Source organism: Serratia sp. D1N4 (assembly GCF_054552755.1).
In genome coordinates this window covers 5010305-5028230 of sequence record NZ_CM137274.1, presented here as the reverse complement: position 1 = coordinate 5028230, position 17926 = coordinate 5010305, and the positions used below count along the sequence as shown (strand labels likewise).

Below are 17926 nucleotides of genomic sequence, written 5' to 3'. Positions count from 1 at the left end.
AGTTGACTGCTATAGTAGGATATAATACGCCCATTGCGGTGGTACTACAATGTGCGGCAGACGCACCAGATCTGCAAGGAGGCGACGCCCTGTTTCTGCAATAATTTAGCGATTTCTGCCACCGTGCTACCGGTAGTTACTACATCATCCAGCAGCGCCACATGCCTCCCTGCCAGGTTTTCATCACAACGGAATGCGCCGCGTAAATTGCGCCGCCGCGCACGGGCGATTAATTGCTGCTGTGGCGAGGTAGTCCTGATCCGGCGCAGCGCGGCGGGCCGATATTCACACCCCAGCCAGTGCGCCAATGGCCGGGCCAGCAGATCGCTCTGATTGTAACCCCTGCGCCAGCAGCGCTTATCCTGTAAGGGTACCGCTAAAATGATGTCCGGTTTGTTCAGATGTTGCTCTCGGTGAGCCCGTAGCCAATGCAGCAGGATCAACCGGGCCAGCGTCGGGGCCAGTTCTGGCGTGCGCTGGAATTTGAAACGCTTGATTAAGCTACTGATTGGCAAGCAATAGTCGGTGGCAAAAACCAGTGCCTGCCAGGGCGGTGGCTGTTGCAGGCAGCGGCCACAAGGCCGGTGCGGATCGCCGCTAGGTAAACCACAGCGTGGGCAACTGATGGGTTTGGCGGGCAGTTCACGCAGGCAATAACTGCAAATGCCCTGCTGCATTAGCCTTAATGGTTGCCGGCATAGCCAACAGCGGCTGTAGATTGATAGCATACCGTCCTCCGTGACGGAACGAGTTCAGAAGGACAATAACTGATGACAGCGCTGTATTGGCAAACAATGGGCGAAGGCGATCGCGATCTTGTGCTGCTGCACGGATGGGGATTGAACGCCGAAGTATGGGGTTGCATATTGGAGCGATTGACGCCGCATTTTCGCGTGCACCTGGTCGATCTGCCGGGCTATGGCCGCAGCCAGGGTTATGGTGCGTTATCGTTGCCACAGATGGCGGACATCCTGCTGGCGGCAGCCCCTGCGCGCGCGTATTGGCTGGGCTGGTCATTGGGTGGGCTGGTGGCCGGGCAGATTGCCCTGACGCAGCCTGAGCGGGTGGTAGGGCTGATTACCGTGGCTTCTTCGCCCTGTTTTGCCGCGCAGGAGGATTGGCCAGGGATCCGGCCAGAAGTGCTGAGCGGTTTCAAGCAGCAGCTCAGCGAGGATTTCAACCGTACCGTAGAGCGCTTTCTGGCGCTGCAAACCCTGGGAACCGAAAGCGCCCGCCAGGATGCGCGCCTGTTAAAAACCGTGGTGCTTAATCAACCGATGCCGGGTGTCGCGGTGCTCAATAGCGGGCTTGATATACTGCGTACCGTGGATCAGCGGCAGCAGCTGGCCAAGCCAGCGATGCCGGTGCTGCGCATTTATGGTTACCTGGATGGTTTGGTACCGCGCAAGGTCGCGACGCTGTTGGATGAGCGGTGGCCGCAGTCGTCTTCGGTGGTGATCCCCAAGGCGGCCCATGCGCCTTTTGTCTCTCACCCTGAAGAATTCACCAGCATTATTAATCAATTTGCTGCAACCCGGTAGGCGCGCGGCTTCGCGCTGATACCACCCTGATTGCGGCCAAAAAAGGCACAAAAGAGCGCTACAAGGTCGGCTAATTGGCGGATAAAAAAGCAGGCTGATTCGATATATGAAGGGCTAGATATGTGGCGAACGGTGAGAAAACTGCATGTATTTTTTCACTGGGCTCTTGAGCATCGCTGCGTATCGATGCCTGATTTATTGTTAACGGCTTTCATAACAACTCATTTATCCGCTTAGAGGTATGGTCATGAAATCATTGAAGATGACGGTTGCAGCATTGGTTGTGGGTTTAGCGTCTTTCAGCACAATGGCGGCAACATTACTCACTCAGGAAGATTTGGATAAGGCACCAGGCAAGTACGAGAAAATTGGCATGATAACGTCAACTGCCCAAGCCACCGATCCAATGGACTTGAAAGAGGAATTGTCCAAACTGGCTGACGAGAAAGGTGGGAAGTACTACGTGGTTGTGGCTGCCCGCGAGCATGGCAGGTTCAGTGCGGCCGCTGAAGTGTACAAAGATAAGAAATAATTTGCTAACGAGGGGCGCATAGCGTGCGCCCCTGTTTTTTGTCTCTAGTTTTTCAAGCGATAAACTACCGTACTGCATCTTTCCGGGCAGCGCTTGCAGCTGCCGCTCAGGCATTCACTGTTATCCTGCTCGATACGCTCCACTTTACCCATATCGGTTAAACGCTCCAGCATGGCTTCAACCAGCGGCAACGGCGTTGCCAGTTGGTGGCTCAACTGTTGAGCCTGAGCGCTGCCCCGCAGGGCGAGCGCATCACGGATTTGCAGCAGGCTGGCCATCAGTGGCAATCACCCTGCGGGTTTTGGCAGCAGGCGGCAGGCGTTGCGTTGCGCAGGCGGATGGTCACGCGGCTGCGAGCCTTACGTAATGCCAGCAGCAGCAAGGCATTGAAGGCCAGCACCGACAGGATCGCCACCAGGCTGTATTGCGGATGCTGGCTAAAGGTTGCTATCTGGTAGAACAGGGTGGCCAGCGAGTAGGCCACATTCAGCCCCCACAGGATGGAGAAGGTCATCCAGCCCCGGCTTGATTCGCGGGCAATCGCACCCATCACCGAAACGCACGGCACATACAGCAGCACGAAGATCAGATAGCTGTAAGCAGAAATAGAGGTGCCGAATTTGCTGCTCATAACCCCCATTGAGCCTGCGCCCATTTCGCCATCGCCTTTGCTGGCTTCGATAGGGTTGGCAAGTACGCTGAGGCTGAAAGTGCCTTTCAGACCTTGCCAGGTTTCATCCAGAGCGGCAGACAATTCATCCAGCAGGTTGAAATTGGCGGCGTCGAACGGTTGATTGGTGATGTGTTCGGCGGTGTACAGCGTGTTGAGCGTCCCCACCACCACTTCTTTGGCCATGGCTCCGGTAACCAGGCCGACGGTTGCCTGCCAGTTATCGCTGTGCACCCCCATCGGTTGCAGCAGCGGTGTAAGCACTTTGGAAACCGATGCCAACGCTGAATCATTGATGCTGTCTACCGGCTTGCCGCTGAACGAGAAGCTGTTCAAGCCACCGATCAGGATACTGGCAATCACAATGACTTTCCCGGCGCGCAGCACAAAACCTTTCAGGCGTTGCCAGGTTTGCAGCAGCAGGCTTTTCAGGTGGGGTACGTGATAAACCGGCAACTCCATGACGAACGGTGATGCTTCACCGCGCATGATGGTGTATTTCAGCACCAGGCCGGTAAGAATAGCGACTACGATACCCAGCATATACAGCGAGAACACCACGCCAGCGCCGTCTTGGCCGAAAAATGCCGCAGCGAATACGGCGAAGATCGCCAGCCGCGCACCGCAGGACATAAAAGGAGCCATCATGATGGTGATCAGGCGTTCACGTTGGGCATCCAGCGTGCGGGCACCCATGATCGACGGCACGTTGCAGCCGAAACCGACGATCAGCGGCACGAAGGATTTCCCCGGCAAGCCGAGCGCCTGCATCAGGCGATCCATAACGAACGCTGCGCGCGCCATGTAGCCGGAGTCTTCCAAAAAGGACAGGAACAGGTACATCATGCCGATCTGCGGCACCAACGGCAGCACGGTATTGATACCGCCACCGACGCCCTGTGCCAGGAAAATGGTCAGCCATTCAGGGAAATGCAGGGTATAACCCACCCATTGGATCCCCTGAATAAAGATTGCCGCCGAGCCGAGATCGAAGATCGGTTGCAGCGCACCACCGATGTTGATCGCCAGCAGGAACATCAGGTACATCACCAGCAGGAAAATCGGCACGCCGAGCCAGCGGTTGAGGATCACTTTATCCAGCACTTCAGTCAGTCGGTTCGGCAGAGCTTGTTGCGCGTTACTGACGGCGTCGCAAAGGGCTGCGATCGACTGGTAACGTGCATCGGCAATCACCAGCGCCGGATCTTCCTGCTGCTGCTGTTGCAGCGCTTGCCTGGCCTGCGGCAGCAGAGCGATAGCATCACCTGCCAACTGGTGGCTATAAATATCCCCTTCCAGCATTTGCAGCGCCAGCCAGCGGCGCTGTTCGGTGGGCAGATTCTGCGGCATGGCTTCGGTCAAGGCGTTGACTTGGTCTAGCAGCAACGGCGGGTAATTTACCAAGGCTTTGAGCTGATTGAACCGATGACCGTCGATCATCTGTTTCAGCATGCCAATCCCGTCGGCTTTGGTAGAAATCAGCGGTACGACCGGGCAACCCAGGCGTTCAGACAGGGCCGCAAGATCAATCTCGATGCGCTGGCTTCTGGCGATATCCAGCATATTCAGCGCCACGATGCAGGGAATGCCCAGCTCCAGCAGTTGCAGCGTCAGGTAAAGGTTGCGCTCCAGGTTTGACGCATCTACCACGTTGATCAACAAGTCAGCGTCGCCGCTCAGGATGTAATGGCAGGCGATCTGTTCGTCAAGCGAGGTCTGTTCGGAGATGGTGGTGAGCGAGTAGGTGCCGGGCAAATCGACCAGAGTAACCTGCGATTGCGCTGTGGAAAACTGGCCTTCTTTGCGTTCAACCGTGACTCCGGCCCAGTTACCAACCCGCTGACGCGCACCGGTAAGCTGGTTGAACAGTGTAGTTTTCCCTGAATTCGGATTACCTATCAAGCCAATGGTGATTTTTTTCATAATCCAACGTGATATCAGTAAATTAAGTACCGGCCATGCGCAGAAGCACGGCAAAAGCCTGAGGCGGGGGGCGGCGTGTGGTTACTGGCCGTCGAGCAGGATCAGGTCCAAATCTTTTTTCCGCAGCACCAGGCTGACGCGGCGGGTTTTTATTTCTATTGGATCGCCGAGTGGTGCAACGCGTACTACTTCAAATAATGAACCGGGCAGCATCCCGAGCGACAGCAGTTTCTGTCGGTAAGCGGGGCTGATTTCACTGGAGAAACCGGCAATTTTATAAGTCTGTTTAGGAAGAAGATGCATATTACCTTCTTGGTGATCAAAACGTTCCCGCTGGAACGTTGCTTTCAGAACAGTTTTGCCCAGGCTACCCGAGGGGGTAAATGGAGCCGAAACAGCTGAGCCATGGCGTGGCCCAATAAACACGCAACATAATAATAGTGAGAACGATTATCGTAATCAATACAAGAAACAGGGTTGTTGACTGCTAATTGTACTACTTTCTTGCGGTGCATCAAAAATAAGTGGAAATGTTATCCGGCAGAGGGCGGGGTGAACTCCGCCCTCTGCCGTTAGGCTTAACGTTTTTTGCCGAACGCCGCAGCCAACGCGTCACCCATGGCACTGTTGTTTGCCGGGGTGGTGGTGCGTGGTTTCGCTGCTTTGTTGGCTGGCGCGCGTGAAGCGTTGTCGCGTGCTGGAGCGCTGTTGTTGCTACCGCTGCCACGGCGTGATGAACCTTCGCCCGGTTGCTCGTCCAAGCGCATGCTGAGTGCGATACGCTTGCGTTGCAGATCGACTTCCATCACCTTCACTTTGACGATATCACCGGCTTTCACCACGGTGTGCGGATCCTGCACAAACTTATCTGCCAGCGAGGAGATATGCACCAGCCCATCCTGATGCACGCCGATATCCACAAACGCACCGAAGTTGGTGACGTTGGTGACCGAGCCTTCCAGAATCATCCCGACTTGCAGATCGTTCAGCGTTTCCACGCCTTCTGCAAAGGTGGCGGTTTTGAATTCTGGGCGCGGATCGCGGCCCGGTTTTTCCAGCTCTTTCAGGATGTCGGTAACCGTTGGCACACCAAATTTCTCATCGGTGAAATCGCTGGCTTTCAGGTTGCGGATGGCGTTCGAGTTGCCCATCAGATCCTGCAACGCCTGCTGGGTCGCGGCCAGAATGCGCTCCACCACCGGGTAGGTTTCCGGGTGAACGGTTGAGGCATCCAGCGGGTTATCACCGTGGTTGATACGCAAGAAGCCCGCACACTGCTCAAAGGCTTTTGGCCCTAAGCGACTGACTTTCAGCAGTTGCTCGCGGTTGCTGAAACGGCCGTTTTCATCGCGCCAGGTGACGATATTCTGCGCCATCATACGCGTTAAACCGGCCACACGGGTCAATAAAGGCACCGACGCGGTATTCAGATCAACACCCACGGCGTTTACGCAGTCTTCCACCACCGAATCCAGCTTCTTCGCTAACTGGCTCTGGCTGACGTCGTGCTGGTATTGGCCGACGCCGATGGATTTAGGGTCAATCTTAACCAGTTCGGCCAACGGATCCTGCAAGCGGCGGGCAATGGAAACTGCGCCACGCAGGGAAACGTCGAGGTTCGGGAATTCCAGCGCCGCCAGTTCTGAGGCGGAATAGACCGAAGCACCGGCCTCGCTGACGATCACTTTCTGCGCCTGCACATTCGGGAACTGTTGCTGTAGTTCGGCAAAGAAGCGCTCGGTTTCGCGGGAGGCGGTACCGTTGCCGATCGCCACCAGTTCCACCTGGTGCTTGATGCACAGTGCGGCAACTACGGCGGCAGCTTTAGCGGCCTGACCGGTGTGCGGATAAACGGTATCGGTCGCCACCAGTTTGCCGGTGGCATCCACCACCGCCACTTTGACACCGGTACGCAGGCCAGGGTCCAGGCCCATGGTGGCACGCATACCGGCCGGGGCGGCCATCAGCAGATCGTGCATATTGCGGGCGAAAACGTTGATCGCTTCGTCTTCTGCACGCTCACGCAGGGTGCCCATCAGTTCGGTTTCCAGATGCAGCAGCACCTTGATGCGCCAGGTCCAGTTGACCACCGCCTTGCGCCAGACATCGGCCGGCGCATTGTTCAGGCGCAGGTTCAGGTGGTTGATGATGATCAACTCGCCCTGGCTTTCGCGCGGCGCTTCTTCAAACTGCGGGTCGGCATTCAGCGCCAGTTGCAGTACCCCTTCATTGCGGCCGCGGAACATCGCCAGCGCACGGTGAGAAGGCACTTGTGAAATCGGTTCATGATGATCGAAGTAGTCGCGGAATTTCGCGCCTTCCTCTTCTTTGCCTTCCACCACCTTGGACACCAGATGGGCGTTTTTCCACAGGTAATCGCGCACTTTGGCCAGCAGCGTGGCATCTTCGGCGAAGCGTTCCATCAGGATATAGCGCGCACCGTCCAGCGCCGCTTTTACATCGGCAACGCCTTTGTCGGCATCAACATAACGTTCGGCCGCCTGTTCTGGCTGCTGCTGTGGATCTTGCCACAGCAAGTCGGCCAGCGGCTCCAGACCGGCTTCAATAGCGATCTGACCACGGGTGCGGCGCTTGGGTTTATACGGTAGGTAAAGGTCTTCGAGTTCGGTTTTGCTCTGCGTGGCGTTAATTGCCCCAGCCAGCTGTTCGGTCAGCTTACCTTGCTCGTCGATGGATTTGAGGATGGTCTGGCGGCGATCTTCCAGTTCACGCAGGTAACCCAAGCGGGTTTCCAACTGGCGCAGTTGGGTGTCGTCCAGGCCTCCGGTGACTTCCTTACGATAGCGTGCGATAAACGGCACGGTATTACCTTCATCCAGCAGACGGATGGCGGAGTCAACTTGCTCCGGCCGGGCCTGCAATTCTGTTGCAATAATGCGGCTCAGTGGGTCATTCATAAGTCGGGTATCTGTTCAGCACGATAATCAATAGGGGGATAGTTATACGGTTTGCAGGGATAAAATGCCAGCGCAGTGGGCTGACATGCCCCTTCACTCTTTCACATAGGTGATCTCATTGACCGACCAAAACGCTTCACCGGCAGGCGTTTGCACCGTGGCGCTATCGCCCACTTCCTTTTTCAGCAGTGCGCGGGCCATCGGTGAGTCGATGGAGATGTAGTCTTTACGGCCGAAAATCTCATCGTAACCGACGATACGAAAGCGTTTGATCTCACCCTCATCGTTTTCGATCTCCACCCAGGCACCAAAAAACACCCGGCCTTCCTGCTGCGGCGAATAGTCGACGATTTTCAACTGCTCAAGGCATTTGGTGAGGTAGCGCACGCGGCGATCGATTTCACGCAGCCGCTTTTTGTTGTACTGGTAATCGGCGTTTTCACTTCTGTCACCCAGGCTGGCGGCCCAGGTGACTTTCTTGGTCACTTCCGGGCGCTCTTCACGCCAAAGAAAGTCCAGTTCTTGCTTCAGCTTGTCGTACCCCTCACGGGTAATCAGCAATGTTTTCATCGTTATCCACCTTGCAGTCAGCCGTTAATCTGGGGATTCTCGCATAAACGGGTCATTGGGTGAGTTTTTTATCGGTATCTCTGCGGTACACTGCCAAAACCGCCAGTTTGGGATTTTCGGCTGTCTGTGTAAACAATCACAAGTAAGAGGCGGCCTGGCCCGATACTTAAGTGAAAACAGTTGATATCTGAGCAAAAGAATAAGCTTTGTAACAATTTCGGCTAGAATGTATACCATTAAATGCTGTCAGTAATGACAGGGTTTTTTAACAATACAAGGCTGTTGCCAAACCGTCGCCAGCAGTGCTTATACATCTGTGCCGGCCACAGCCTAGAATCAGGCAATACAGCCTTTGGGAGTAATACAATGCAAGAAAATCATAAGATTCTGGTCGTCGATGATGACATGCGCCTGCGTGCGCTTTTAGAACGTTATTTAACGGAGCAGGGCTTTCAGGTTCGTAGCGTGGCCAACGCTGAGCAAATGGATCGTTTGCTGACGCGTGAATCTTTCCATCTGATGGTGTTAGACCTGATGCTGCCGGGTGAAGACGGGCTTTCTATCTGCCGCCGTCTGCGCAGCCAAAGCAACCCGATGCCGATCATCATGGTGACTGCCAAGGGCGAAGAAGTGGATCGCATTGTCGGGCTCGAAATCGGTGCCGATGACTACATTCCTAAACCGTTCAACCCGCGTGAACTGCTGGCCCGTATCCGTGCGGTGCTGCGCCGTCAGGCCAATGAACTGCCAGGCGCCCCTTCACAGGAAGAAGCCATCATCGCCTTTGGTAAATTTAAACTGAACCTGGGCACGCGCGAAATGTTCCGCGAAGACGAGCCTATGCCGCTCACCAGCGGTGAGTTTGCGGTATTGAAAGCGTTGGTCAGCCATCCGCGCGAGCCGTTATCACGCGATAAGCTGATGAACCTGGCTCGTGGCCGCGAATACAGCGCGATGGAGCGCTCCATCGACGTGCAAATTTCTCGCCTGCGCCGCATGGTTGAGGAAGATCCGGCCCATCCTCGTTATATTCAGACCGTTTGGGGCCTGGGTTACGTCTTCGTGCCGGACGGCACTAAGGCATGAAGCGATTGCGCTTTTCACCGCGTAGCTCGTTTGCCAGAACTTTGCTGTTGATTGTCACCTTGCTGTTCGTCAGCTTGGTGACGACCTATCTGGTGGTGCTCAACTTCGCCATCCTGCCCAGCCTACAGCAGTTCAACAAGGTTCTGGCGTATGAAGTCCGTATGCTGATGACCGACCGGCTGCAACTGGAGGATGGCACGCTGCTTGAAGTGCCACCGGCGTTCCGCCGTGAAATCTACCGTGAACTGGGTATTTCCCTGTATACCAATGCTGCGGCGGAGGAAAGTGGCTTGCGCTGGGCGCAGCACTATCAATTCCTCAGCCAGCAGATGGCGCAGCAACTGGGTGGGCCGACGGATGTCCGCGTTGAGGTGAATAAAAACTCACCGGTGGTTTGGCTGAAAACCTGGCTGCAACCGGACATCTGGGTGCGCGTTCCGCTGACCGAAATCCATCAGGGTGATTTTTCACCGCTGTTCCGTTACACCTTGGCGATCATGCTGCTGGCGATCGGCGGTGCCTGGCTGTTTATCCGTATCCAGAACCGCCCCCTGGTTGAGCTTGAACACGCGGCCTTGCAGGTGGGGAAGGGGATTATTCCGCCACCGCTGCGTGAATATGGTGCCTCTGAGGTGCGTTCCGTGACCCGTGCCTTTAACCAGATGGCGGCCGGTGTGAAGCAACTTGCCGACGATCGTACGCTGCTGATGGCCGGGGTGAGTCACGATCTGCGCACGCCGCTGACGCGCATCCGGCTGGCGACAGAGATGATGAGCACCGAAGACGGCTATCTGGCGGAGTCGATCAATAAAGATATCGAAGAGTGTAACGCCATCATCGAGCAGTTTATTGATTACCTGCGCACCGGCCAGGAAATGCAGACCGAGATTAGCGATCTGAACACTATTCTGGGCGAAGTGGTGGCGGCAGAAAGCGGCTATGAGCGGGTCATTGAAACGGACATCCTGCCGGGCGAATTGATGATGAATGTGCATCCGTTATCAATCAAGCGCGCGGCGGCCAACATGGTGGTGAATGCGGCCCGCTATGGCAATGGCTGGATCAAGGTCAGCAGCGGGCGTGAGTTGCAACGCGGCTGGTTCCAGGTGGAAGATGACGGCCCAGGGATCAAGCCGGAAGAGCTTAAGCATCTGTTCCAACCCTTTGTGCGTGGCGATAGCGCGCGCAGCACCAGCGGTACAGGGCTGGGGTTGGCGATTGTGCAACGTATTATTGATGCTCATGCTGGGGTGTTGGATATCGGCACCAGTGAACGCGGTGGGTTGCGCATCCGCGCCTATATTCCATTGCCGATGGAGAAAAGAGAATCGGCCAACGGCCATCAAACGGCGAAAGACACCGCATAGCTTCCTGACCGGGCTGTGGCTCGGTCAGGGTTTTCTGCTCATCACGTAGTATTCCGCTGCCTCTTCATGCAAGCGCAGGCTGGTGGTGGCTTGCCAAGGGTCGATTAGCTCAATCCCGCAATGGTGAAAGTCTTTGGTATTGCGTGTTGCCAGTGTTGCGCCGTACTGCAGACAGGTGGCGGCAATTTGCGTGTCGGGAATACTCATTAACCTACCTTGACGCTGATTTCGTCCCATTAGCTGGGCGTATTGCATAGCGCAAAGCGTATCAAATGGCAGAATCTGCTCATCAAATCTCACCTGTACCGCCTCGGTCAACTTATGCCTGAGCTCAAGTTGCCGCTTTCCGTCAGGCATACAGGCAACACCGCTAAACAACTCTGCAAGTACAATCGCACTCAGATAAAGCTCGTCGTTGTCTCTTTCATTCAGCCAATTAATGACGTTGTAATGTGGATTGGGGCGTAACGTTTCTGAAATCACATTGGTGTCGAGAATAATCATGCTTGGTCATCATCATCGTCAAAGGTGACAATCCGCGGCGGTACGGCATCGCGAGGTGGGATCTCCAGTTCAACACCGCCAAATTCGGCAAAATGCTGGTGCATCCAGGTGCCTAAACCATAGCGCGGTGGCTTTTTCACCAGTGCCTGCTTCAAAATCATGCGAACTTCCTCCTCCATGGAATGGCCATTTTTAGCCGCTGAGATACGCAGCAATTCTTTTACTTCATCATCCAGATTCCTGACGGTTATGGTAGCCATTGATCCCCCTTTTGCTAGCAATGATTGCATTGCATGATTATCCTATCGGGCTGATTAAAAAACAAGCTACTGAAATGAAAAAAGGCGCGAAATCGCGCCTTAAGGTAGAAAATGTAGGGGGCTAAAACACTGAGACAACGCCCCCTACAAGAGGGTATTACAGCTTCGGCCCTACACTGACCAGCGCTGCGCCAGCCGGTGTATCTGTATATTTATCGAAGTTGGTGATAAAGCGATTCGCCAGATCGTGCGCTTTTTCTTCCCACTGCTCGACCTTGGCGTAGGTGGCGCGTGGGTCGAGGATCGCCGGATCAACGCCCGGTAAGGCGGTTGGCATCGCCAGATCGAAGATCGGCAGCGTGATGGTTTCTGCTTTATCGATTTCACCGTTGAGGATGGCGTCGATAATGCCGCGGGTATCTTTGATCGAGATACGTTTACCCGTGCCGTTCCAACCGGTATTCACCAGATAAGCCTGCGCACCGGCCGCCTGCATGCGCTTAACCAAGACTTCGGCGTATTGGGTTGGGTGCAACGACAGGAAGGCGGCACCGAAGCAGGCTGAGAAGGTCGGCGTCGGCTCGGTAACACCGCGCTCGGTACCGGCCAGTTTTGCGGTGAAACCAGACAGGAAGTGGTACTGGGTCTGGTTGGCCGTCAGGCGTGATACCGGCGGCAGTACGCCAAAGGCATCGGCGGTCAGGAAGATCACCTTGGTGGCATGGCCCGCTTTTGAAACCGGTTTAACAATGTTGTGGATATGGTAGATCGGATAGGAAACGCGGGTGTTCTCGGTTTTCGAGCCGTCGTTGAAATCCACGGTGCCATCGGCCAGTACGGTGACGTTTTCCAACAGCGCATCGCGCTTGATGGCGTGATAGATATCTGGTTCAGCCTCTTCGGAAAGCTTGATGGTTTTGGCGTAGCAGCCACCTTCGAAGTTGAACACCCCGTCGTCGTCCCAGCCGTGTTCGTCATCGCCGATCAACTGGCGTTTCGGATCGGTAGAGAGCGTGGTTTTACCGGTGCCGGACAGGCCAAAGAACACCGCTACATCGCCTTTCTCGCCCACGTTGGCCGAGCAGTGCATAGAGGCGATACCTTTCAGCGGCAGCAGGTAGTTCATCATCGAGAACATACCTTTCTTCATTTCGCCGCCGTACCAGGTGCCGCCGATCAACTGCATACGTTCGGTCAGGTTGAACGCCACGAAGTTTTCCGAGTTCAGCCCCTGTTGCTGCCAGTTCGGGTTGGTGCATTTGGCACCGTTCATCACCACGAAGTCAGGTTCGAAGTCCTGCAACTCTTCTTCGCTTGGGCGGATGAACATGTTTTTCACAAAGTGCGCCTGCCAGGCCACTTCGGTGATGAAGCGGACTTTCAGACGGGAGTCTGCGTTGGCACCACAGAAGGTATCAACCACAAACAGGCGTTTGCCAGAGAGTTGCTCGGTGACCAGCTGTTTCAGATCTGCCCAGACTTCGGGGCTGAGAGGTTTGTTATCGTTCTTGCCTTTACCCTGATCGGCCCACCAGACGGTGTCCCGGGTGATATCGTCGCGGACGATGTATTTATCTTTTGGAGAACGGCCAGTGAAGATGCCGGTATCAACGGCAACGGCTCCCAGGCTGGTTACGACGCCACGCTCAAACCCTTCCAATGAAGGATCGGTCTCTTCCTTAAACAGTAATTCATAACTCGGATTGTGAACGATTTCACCAACGTTATGAATACCATAAGCGGCAAGATCCTGGTGGGTTATACCTTTAACACGCATGTCACTGCTCCTTGATCACAGAATTTCTGGCAACAATTGTAGGGATTCAGCAGGGAGTAACCGCGATAGCTATCAAATATTTAACGTTTAAAACGTTTTTTAGCTACGTTATGAGATGTAGCACACGGAAAAAAGCAAGCGTGCAAACGGTGAGGCTTGGCGAGCGCCAGAACGCGCTCGCCAGAGTGTGGTGCAACTTAGTGTAGCTGTGGGCTGCTGTCGGTATTACCACTGTAAAGTGCGGCGATGTCCACGGCATCGAACAGGTAATGATTGCCACAATAGTCACAATGCATGTCGATGTTACCGTCTTGCTCCAGCATGTTGGTCACTTCCTCTGCCGGTAGCGTGATCAGCGCATCGGCACAGCGCTGGCGTGAACAGGTGCAGCGGAAGGTCACATCCTGCGGTTCGTAGAGCGTCACTTCCTCCTGATGATACAGGCGATAGAGCACCTCGTTGGCTGGCAGGTTGAACAGCTCTTCATTCTTGATGGTGGCGGTCAGTTGCACCAGGTGATCGAAGTCATCGGCATTGCCGTCCTGTGCCGGTAGCACTTGCAGCAGCATGCCGCTCGCCACGGGCTTACCTGATGATTCGCCGGTACGGATAAACAAGCGGGTTGGCAACTGCTCGGACTGACGGAAATAACCTTCCAGGCATGCTGCCAGGGTTTCACCTTCCAACCCGACGACGCCCTGATAGCGCTCGCCTTCGGTCGGGCTGATGGTGATCACCATAATACCGTTGCCGAGCATTTGATGCAGCGTGTTGCCTTCAACGATTGGGCCTTCTACACGGGCTACACCGCGCATTTCCTGGCGGTTGTTACCGTTGATAACGGCCAGCTTGAGTGGGCCGTCACCCTGTAGCTGCACGGTGATGTCACCGTCGAATTTCAGCGTGGCAGTCAGCAGACTGGTGGCAACCAGCAGTTCACCGAGCAGTTGTTGTACCGGTGCCGGGTAGTCATGGTTGGTCAGAATCTGCTGATAGGTTTCATTGACGGTAACCAGCTCACCGCGCACCGCGTAGTTTTCGAACAGGTAACGGTGTAATTGGTCATGGTTGGACATAGTTTTCTCTCATTGAGGCGAGGGATGATTCCGGCTCGCCAGGCTATCTTATTGTGCAGCCCTACTGGGGCTGGCTCTTGAATTTAATCAAATCACGCCGCTCTTTTTTGTCTGGACGGCGATCCGGGTGCGGCATGGTCAGTGAGTTCATCTTGCGGGCCAGCGCCACTTTTTCGCGGTTGGCGATGCTGGCCTCGGTTTCCTGATAGATCTGCTGGGCCTCGCTGGCCCCTCGCCGCTGGCCGGTGACGGCCAGAACCACCACGGTACGTTCTTCATTGCCTTGGCGCAGTTTGATCTCGGCATTAATCTCAACGATTTTGCTCGGCTTGCCGCGCTGCCCGTTGTAATGCACCTTACCGCCGTCGATCATTTCGCGCGCCAGCGCACGGGTTTTATAAAAACGTGCCGCCCACAGCCATTTGTCCAGACGGACGGCATCATCATTCTGCGTTGCTTTGGCTTTCATGGCTTCCCCTGTTGCAGCGCCGGTATCAACTGGCGATAGTCGCTCATTGACGGATAGCGCTGAAAAGTTTTACTCGCCATGCTGGAGTCCGGGTTTTGTACCCCCAGGCAGTGGCGGATACCAAAGGTTTGGGCAGCATCCAGAATAGGCTCACTGTCATCAACAAACAGCGTGCGATGCGGATCAAAGCCGGTTTGCTGCTGCACCGCCTGCCACAGACGCTGATCTTCTTTTGGATAACCAAATGTGTGGGTGGAAAGTAATAAATCAAGGTGCTGGTCCAACCCGGTGTGCTCAATTTTTACCGCCAGACTGTGCGGATGGGCATTGGTCAGCAAGATGGTCCTGCGGCCTGCATGGCGCAAAGCCTGTAGAAACGGCTCGGTATCTTCACGCAGCCGCGCGCGGCTGCCCACTTCGCTGGTCATGCGATAGATATCCAAACCCAGCCGATGGCTCCAGTAATCAAAGCAATACCAATTCATGGTGTGCTGTACGGCGAGATATTCGGCATAAATGATTTTACGGGCGTCATCGAACGGGATGGCCCGCTGCTCACTTAGCGCTTGTGGAACCAGCGTCAGCCAGAAATGGCTGTCGAACTCCAGATCGAGCAGAGTGCCGTCCATATCCAGCAGCACGGTATCAATATCGTGCCAGTCGAACTCGGGAACCATGAAAAAACTCCATAGGCAGGCCGGTGGTGGCCCATAGTGTTAGCGTAGCATAAGCCGAGTTCGGGTTGTGCACGCGTAATGACTAAACCACCGGGCGTATGGAAACCGGATTGAGCTGAGGATTGAAGCAGCTTTCGTAGTAGCGTTGGATATCAGCGAGACGATGTTGGTTCTTGCGCCAGCGCTGTACCAGCCGCCAGGTGTTATAGCCAAGGCTGGCCACCAGCGCCAGCAGTAACAGGCTGGTGCCAAGGTAACGCCACAAGGTGATCATATCGGGTTCGCTGTGTAAGGCGATATGGCGGGTGCCATTGGCATCAACAGAGATACTGGTAATGACCCCCTGAGCGCGGAACGGCGTATGCAGTAACAGGCTGGAGAGACGTTGCAGTTCGCTCCACTGGTCGAGCGCATTGTATTCGTTCAGCGGTTGAGTGGGCAGCGGATGATCGACCAGTTGTTTGCCTTCATCGCTGGTGATCAGAAAGCCACCCGGCGGTGGGCTGTTGAGTGCGGCAGCGGCCTGGCGGGTTTCATTAGTGACAAACGACGAGGTCGCTGCGTTGCTCAGGTTTTCCAGCGATTCTGCACTGACTGGCCGCAGCAGGACGTTAACGCCCTGAAGAGTGCCTGATTTGGCGCGTTTCACCAGGCTGGCCCAGTTTTTGGCATTCCCCAGATTGACCAGGGCGTTTTTCAGCCGGACACAGTCGCTTTCCATGTTGCACAGATCATGGGTTTTCAACACGATATCCGAAAAATCATCCAACAGGATCATACCGGATTTCTCAATGGCGCTGGCCAATTGCGGGTTCAGTTTCTGGTCAGCTCCGCTGGGGTGCAACTGCCGGTTAATCGTGGCCAGCAGGGCGGAGGCCTTGTCGATCACCTCCGACTCCGGTTGCGGTAACGGGGCGGCATTGTTCCAGTAGATCCCAGAGCAATCGAAAGGCATAAAGCCGGGCTGCGCAGCACTCACGTTGCCTGATGGCACATAGCACATGCCGTAGCCCTGGATTTTCAGGGTATCACCAATGCGCAATGGTGTAGCTTCCAGCGCCTGTACGCTGGTGACGTCGCTTCTCTGTGCGCCCTGTAGCCACGCGCTGCTCAGTTTAACCGGTAGGCTGAGCGGTACGTAGGTCAGCAGCAACAGCATCGTTACTAAGGCGCTGGCGGCCAGCACGGCGTGCTTTCCCCATGGCTGCAAAGGGAAATTTTTCACCTCATCGTGCAGGGAGAGATAACGCCCTTGGCGCACCACTTGCCGGTTGAGGTAGATATCCACATTGGTGACTTTACCCAGATCGGACGTGAGGTAAGGCTGCCAATGTGCTGGGTAAGTCAAATCGATCACCCCCAGCGAGATATTACTGAGCTGCCCCTGATCGGTTTCGTCGAACAGCCCCCAGCGCTTTGGCGTGCCGCGCAGGCAGTGGACTTCCTTCAGTTCGCTTTCGGTCGGGTGGCGCAGCAGATTCCAGCAGCCCCAGATGATCATCAGCACTGCAACAACGATCATCCAGGGGATAACCATCACCGGGCTGATCAGGCTGAAGAACAGCAGCAACAGGGCGGCAGAAATGGTGGCCGCTTCCTTGATACCGTTCGGGCGATTCAGCGCATGCTCCTGGGGGGTTTCCTTACGGATATTGACCAGTTCAATATGTTCACTCTCTTCCTGGCGGATGGAGGCATTCCTTACTGGCATCGCAGTAGTCACTACGGGCGGTTGTGGGCGCTCGTGAATATGATCGAGCAGCGAATGGCCATTGAGTGAGATAACAAGCGGCAGCGTCTGGGTTCTGATCACTTCAACATGATTATCGGCGCTGATGTATTGTTCCCAGAATGGCGGCAGATGTATTTCTTCGGAATCGAGATAATAGCGCAAATTATTGGGTTCATCGCTGGCCAGGCCATAGCGGGTAATGGCATGAGTGATAGGGTAAACCTTGTCGCTCTGTGGTATGAGTGCCAGCCTGACGGAAGGCAAAGCCGGGGAGGCGGGCAAAAGTTTGTTACCTAGCCTGCTCTGCTGATTGAGGTAATACTCAACTGCCGCACGTTCATCCGCAGTCAGTTTGCGGTGTGTTGGTTTAATGAACGGCAGAGAACCTGCCAATACGGGCTGTTTGCGGAATTTAAACCAGAAATAGAGGCCAGCAGGGATCAGGCAAGCTAGCACCAAGACCAATATTAACGCTATTGTGCTCATGCTGCCCTCATCGTGAACTCATAAAACCCACCAACCTCACTCATAATTTGCTGCCTATTATACGGAGTTAGCTTCCAGGGGATATATATACCCTTCATACTTCAAGTCGCTTGGGTGTTGGCTGCCTTCACTCACCCCAGTCACTTACTTGAGTAAGCTCCTGGGGCTTCGTTCAGTTGCCGCCTACAAGCAACTTGAATTATTTTGGGTATACCCTTCATGTTTGAAGCTGCTGGTAGGCGGCAACTTGGATACTGAATCACCCACGAATAAATGGTATGCCACAGGGATGCTCTGCATAACCCATGGCTCATATGATGATAGCAACCATGCCACAG

General features: G+C 55.0%; 17 protein-coding genes. 4 read left to right on the top strand and 13 right to left on the bottom strand.

Going from position 1 to position 17926, the window contains the following annotated elements; all coding sequences use genetic code 11:
* Positions 1–44 precede the first annotated feature (44 nt).
* Positions 45–728, bottom strand: coding sequence for a DNA utilization protein GntX (gntX, locus tag ACX1CU_RS22665; protein ID WP_459400425.1), 684 nt, complete (start codon positions 726–728; stop codon positions 45–47).
* 42 nt (positions 729–770) lie between these two features.
* Between gntX and bioH the strand changes: the two genes are divergently transcribed.
* Together bioH and ACX1CU_RS22655 are read left to right on the top strand one after the other, a co-directional pair.
* Positions 771–1541, top strand: a complete 771-nt coding sequence (gene bioH / locus ACX1CU_RS22660; RefSeq protein ID WP_459400424.1) for a pimeloyl-ACP methyl ester esterase BioH — start codon at positions 771–773, stop codon at positions 1539–1541.
* Between the two features lie 247 nt (positions 1542–1788).
* Positions 1789–2073 carry a YdgH/BhsA/McbA-like domain containing protein gene (locus ACX1CU_RS22655; RefSeq protein WP_459400423.1) on the top strand — a complete coding sequence of 95 codons (285 nt, stop codon included), beginning with the start codon at positions 1789–1791 and terminating at the stop codon, positions 2071–2073.
* A gap of 44 nt (positions 2074–2117) precedes the next feature.
* On the opposite strand, the gene ACX1CU_RS22650 is transcribed toward ACX1CU_RS22655, so the two are convergent.
* The 5 genes from ACX1CU_RS22650 to greB form a co-directional block, all read right to left on the bottom strand.
* Complete coding sequence (locus ACX1CU_RS22650; protein WP_459400422.1) at positions 2118–2351, bottom strand: FeoC-like transcriptional regulator; 234 nt, start codon at positions 2349–2351, stop codon at positions 2118–2120.
* The gene (gene feoB, locus ACX1CU_RS22645; protein WP_459400421.1) at positions 2351–4666 is read right to left on the bottom strand and encodes a Fe(2+) transporter permease subunit FeoB; all 2316 of its coding nucleotides are present in this window, start codon (positions 4664–4666) and stop codon (positions 2351–2353) included. Before feoB ends, ACX1CU_RS22650 begins: the two co-directional genes overlap by 1 nt.
* An 81-nt stretch (positions 4667–4747) precedes the next feature.
* Positions 4748–4969: a ferrous iron transporter A gene (gene feoA, locus ACX1CU_RS22640; RefSeq protein ID WP_459400420.1), complete on the bottom strand. Its 222-nt coding sequence runs from the start codon at positions 4967–4969 to the stop codon at positions 4748–4750.
* A gap of 275 nt (positions 4970–5244) precedes the next feature.
* On the bottom strand, positions 5245–7584 hold the full coding sequence (locus ACX1CU_RS22635) for a Tex family protein (RefSeq protein WP_459400419.1): 2340 nt from the start codon (positions 7582–7584) through the stop codon (positions 5245–5247).
* 93 nt (positions 7585–7677) lie between these two features.
* Complete coding sequence (gene greB / locus ACX1CU_RS22630; protein ID WP_459400418.1) at positions 7678–8154, bottom strand: transcription elongation factor GreB; 477 nt, start codon at positions 8152–8154, stop codon at positions 7678–7680.
* Between the two features lie 366 nt (positions 8155–8520).
* On the opposite strand from greB, the gene ompR reads away from it, so the two are divergent.
* A complete protein-coding gene (gene ompR, locus ACX1CU_RS22625) occupies positions 8521–9240 on the top strand; it encodes an osmolarity response regulator transcription factor OmpR (RefSeq protein ID WP_459400417.1) in 720 nt (239 codons plus the stop codon).
* Positions 9237–10607, top strand: coding sequence for a two-component system sensor histidine kinase EnvZ (gene envZ, locus ACX1CU_RS22620; protein ID WP_459400416.1), 1371 nt, complete (start codon positions 9237–9239; stop codon positions 10605–10607). Before ompR ends, envZ begins: the two co-directional genes overlap by 4 nt.
* A gap of 24 nt (positions 10608–10631) precedes the next feature.
* Here envZ and ACX1CU_RS22615 read toward each other — a convergent pair whose 3' ends face one another.
* The 7 genes from ACX1CU_RS22615 to ACX1CU_RS22585 all read right to left on the bottom strand — a co-directional run bounded on the left by ACX1CU_RS22615 (position 10632) and on the right by ACX1CU_RS22585 (position 17588).
* Positions 10632–11111 carry a PIN domain-containing protein gene (locus ACX1CU_RS22615; protein ID WP_459400415.1) on the bottom strand — a complete coding sequence of 160 codons (480 nt, stop codon included), beginning with the start codon at positions 11109–11111 and terminating at the stop codon, positions 10632–10634.
* Positions 11108–11371, bottom strand: coding sequence for a FitA-like ribbon-helix-helix domain-containing protein (locus ACX1CU_RS22610; protein WP_459400414.1), 264 nt, complete (start codon positions 11369–11371; stop codon positions 11108–11110). Before ACX1CU_RS22610 ends, ACX1CU_RS22615 begins: the two co-directional genes overlap by 4 nt.
* A gap of 157 nt (positions 11372–11528) precedes the next feature.
* Positions 11529–13148, bottom strand: a complete 1620-nt coding sequence (gene pckA / locus ACX1CU_RS22605; RefSeq protein ID WP_459400413.1) for a phosphoenolpyruvate carboxykinase (ATP) — start codon at positions 13146–13148, stop codon at positions 11529–11531.
* Between the two features lie 197 nt (positions 13149–13345).
* Entirely contained in the window at positions 13346–14224 is an 879-nt protein-coding gene (hslO, locus tag ACX1CU_RS22600) for an Hsp33 family molecular chaperone HslO (RefSeq protein ID WP_459400412.1), read from the bottom strand.
* A 61-nt stretch (positions 14225–14285) separates the two neighbouring features.
* Positions 14286–14693 (bottom strand): ribosome-associated heat shock protein Hsp15, encoded by a 408-nt coding sequence (gene hslR / locus ACX1CU_RS22595; protein ID WP_459400411.1) that lies wholly within the window; start codon positions 14691–14693, stop codon positions 14286–14288.
* On the bottom strand, positions 14690–15370 hold the full coding sequence (gene yrfG, locus ACX1CU_RS22590; RefSeq protein WP_459400410.1) for a GMP/IMP nucleotidase: 681 nt from the start codon (positions 15368–15370) through the stop codon (positions 14690–14692). Before yrfG ends, hslR begins: the two co-directional genes overlap by 4 nt.
* Before the next feature lie 82 nt (positions 15371–15452).
* Complete coding sequence (locus ACX1CU_RS22585; protein WP_459400409.1) at positions 15453–17588, bottom strand: intracellular growth attenuator family protein; 2136 nt, start codon at positions 17586–17588, stop codon at positions 15453–15455.
* Positions 17589–17926: the final 338 nt, after the last annotated feature.

What these genes read in the sequence shown, in the direction of transcription:
- bioH (WP_459400424.1), top strand. Translation starts at nt 771, where the DNA reads ATGACAGCGCTGTATTGGCAAACAATGGGCGAAGGCGATCGCGATCTT.
- hslO (WP_459400412.1), bottom strand. Translation starts at nt 14,224, where the DNA reads ATGTCCAACCATGACCAATTACACCGTTACCTGTTCGAAAACTACGCG.
- greB (WP_459400418.1), bottom strand. Translation starts at nt 8,154, where the DNA reads ATGAAAACATTGCTGATTACCCGTGAGGGGTACGACAAGCTGAAGCAA.
- feoB (WP_459400421.1), bottom strand. Translation starts at nt 4,666, where the DNA reads ATGAAAAAAATCACCATTGGCTTGATAGGTAATCCGAATTCAGGGAAA.
- envZ (WP_459400416.1), top strand. Translation starts at nt 9,237, where the DNA reads ATGAAGCGATTGCGCTTTTCACCGCGTAGCTCGTTTGCCAGAACTTTG.
- yrfG (WP_459400410.1), bottom strand. Translation starts at nt 15,370, where the DNA reads ATGGTTCCCGAGTTCGACTGGCACGATATTGATACCGTGCTGCTGGAT.
- feoA (WP_459400420.1), bottom strand. Translation starts at nt 4,969, where the DNA reads ATGCATCTTCTTCCTAAACAGACTTATAAAATTGCCGGTTTCTCCAGT.
- hslR (WP_459400411.1), bottom strand. Translation starts at nt 14,693, where the DNA reads ATGAAAGCCAAAGCAACGCAGAATGATGATGCCGTCCGTCTGGACAAA.
- ompR (WP_459400417.1), top strand. Translation starts at nt 8,521, where the DNA reads ATGCAAGAAAATCATAAGATTCTGGTCGTCGATGATGACATGCGCCTG.
- ACX1CU_RS22650 (WP_459400422.1), bottom strand. Translation starts at nt 2,351, where the DNA reads ATGGCCAGCCTGCTGCAAATCCGTGATGCGCTCGCCCTGCGGGGCAGC.
- gntX (WP_459400425.1), bottom strand. Translation starts at nt 728, where the DNA reads ATGCTATCAATCTACAGCCGCTGTTGGCTATGCCGGCAACCATTAAGG.
- ACX1CU_RS22635 (WP_459400419.1), bottom strand. Translation starts at nt 7,584, where the DNA reads ATGAATGACCCACTGAGCCGCATTATTGCAACAGAATTGCAGGCCCGG.
- pckA (WP_459400413.1), bottom strand. Translation starts at nt 13,148, where the DNA reads ATGCGTGTTAAAGGTATAACCCACCAGGATCTTGCCGCTTATGGTATT.
- ACX1CU_RS22610 (WP_459400414.1), bottom strand. Translation starts at nt 11,371, where the DNA reads ATGGCTACCATAACCGTCAGGAATCTGGATGATGAAGTAAAAGAATTG.
- ACX1CU_RS22615 (WP_459400415.1), bottom strand. Translation starts at nt 11,111, where the DNA reads ATGATTATTCTCGACACCAATGTGATTTCAGAAACGTTACGCCCCAAT.
- ACX1CU_RS22585 (WP_459400409.1), bottom strand. Translation starts at nt 17,588, where the DNA reads ATGAGCACAATAGCGTTAATATTGGTCTTGGTGCTAGCTTGCCTGATC.
- ACX1CU_RS22655 (WP_459400423.1), top strand. Translation starts at nt 1,789, where the DNA reads ATGAAATCATTGAAGATGACGGTTGCAGCATTGGTTGTGGGTTTAGCG.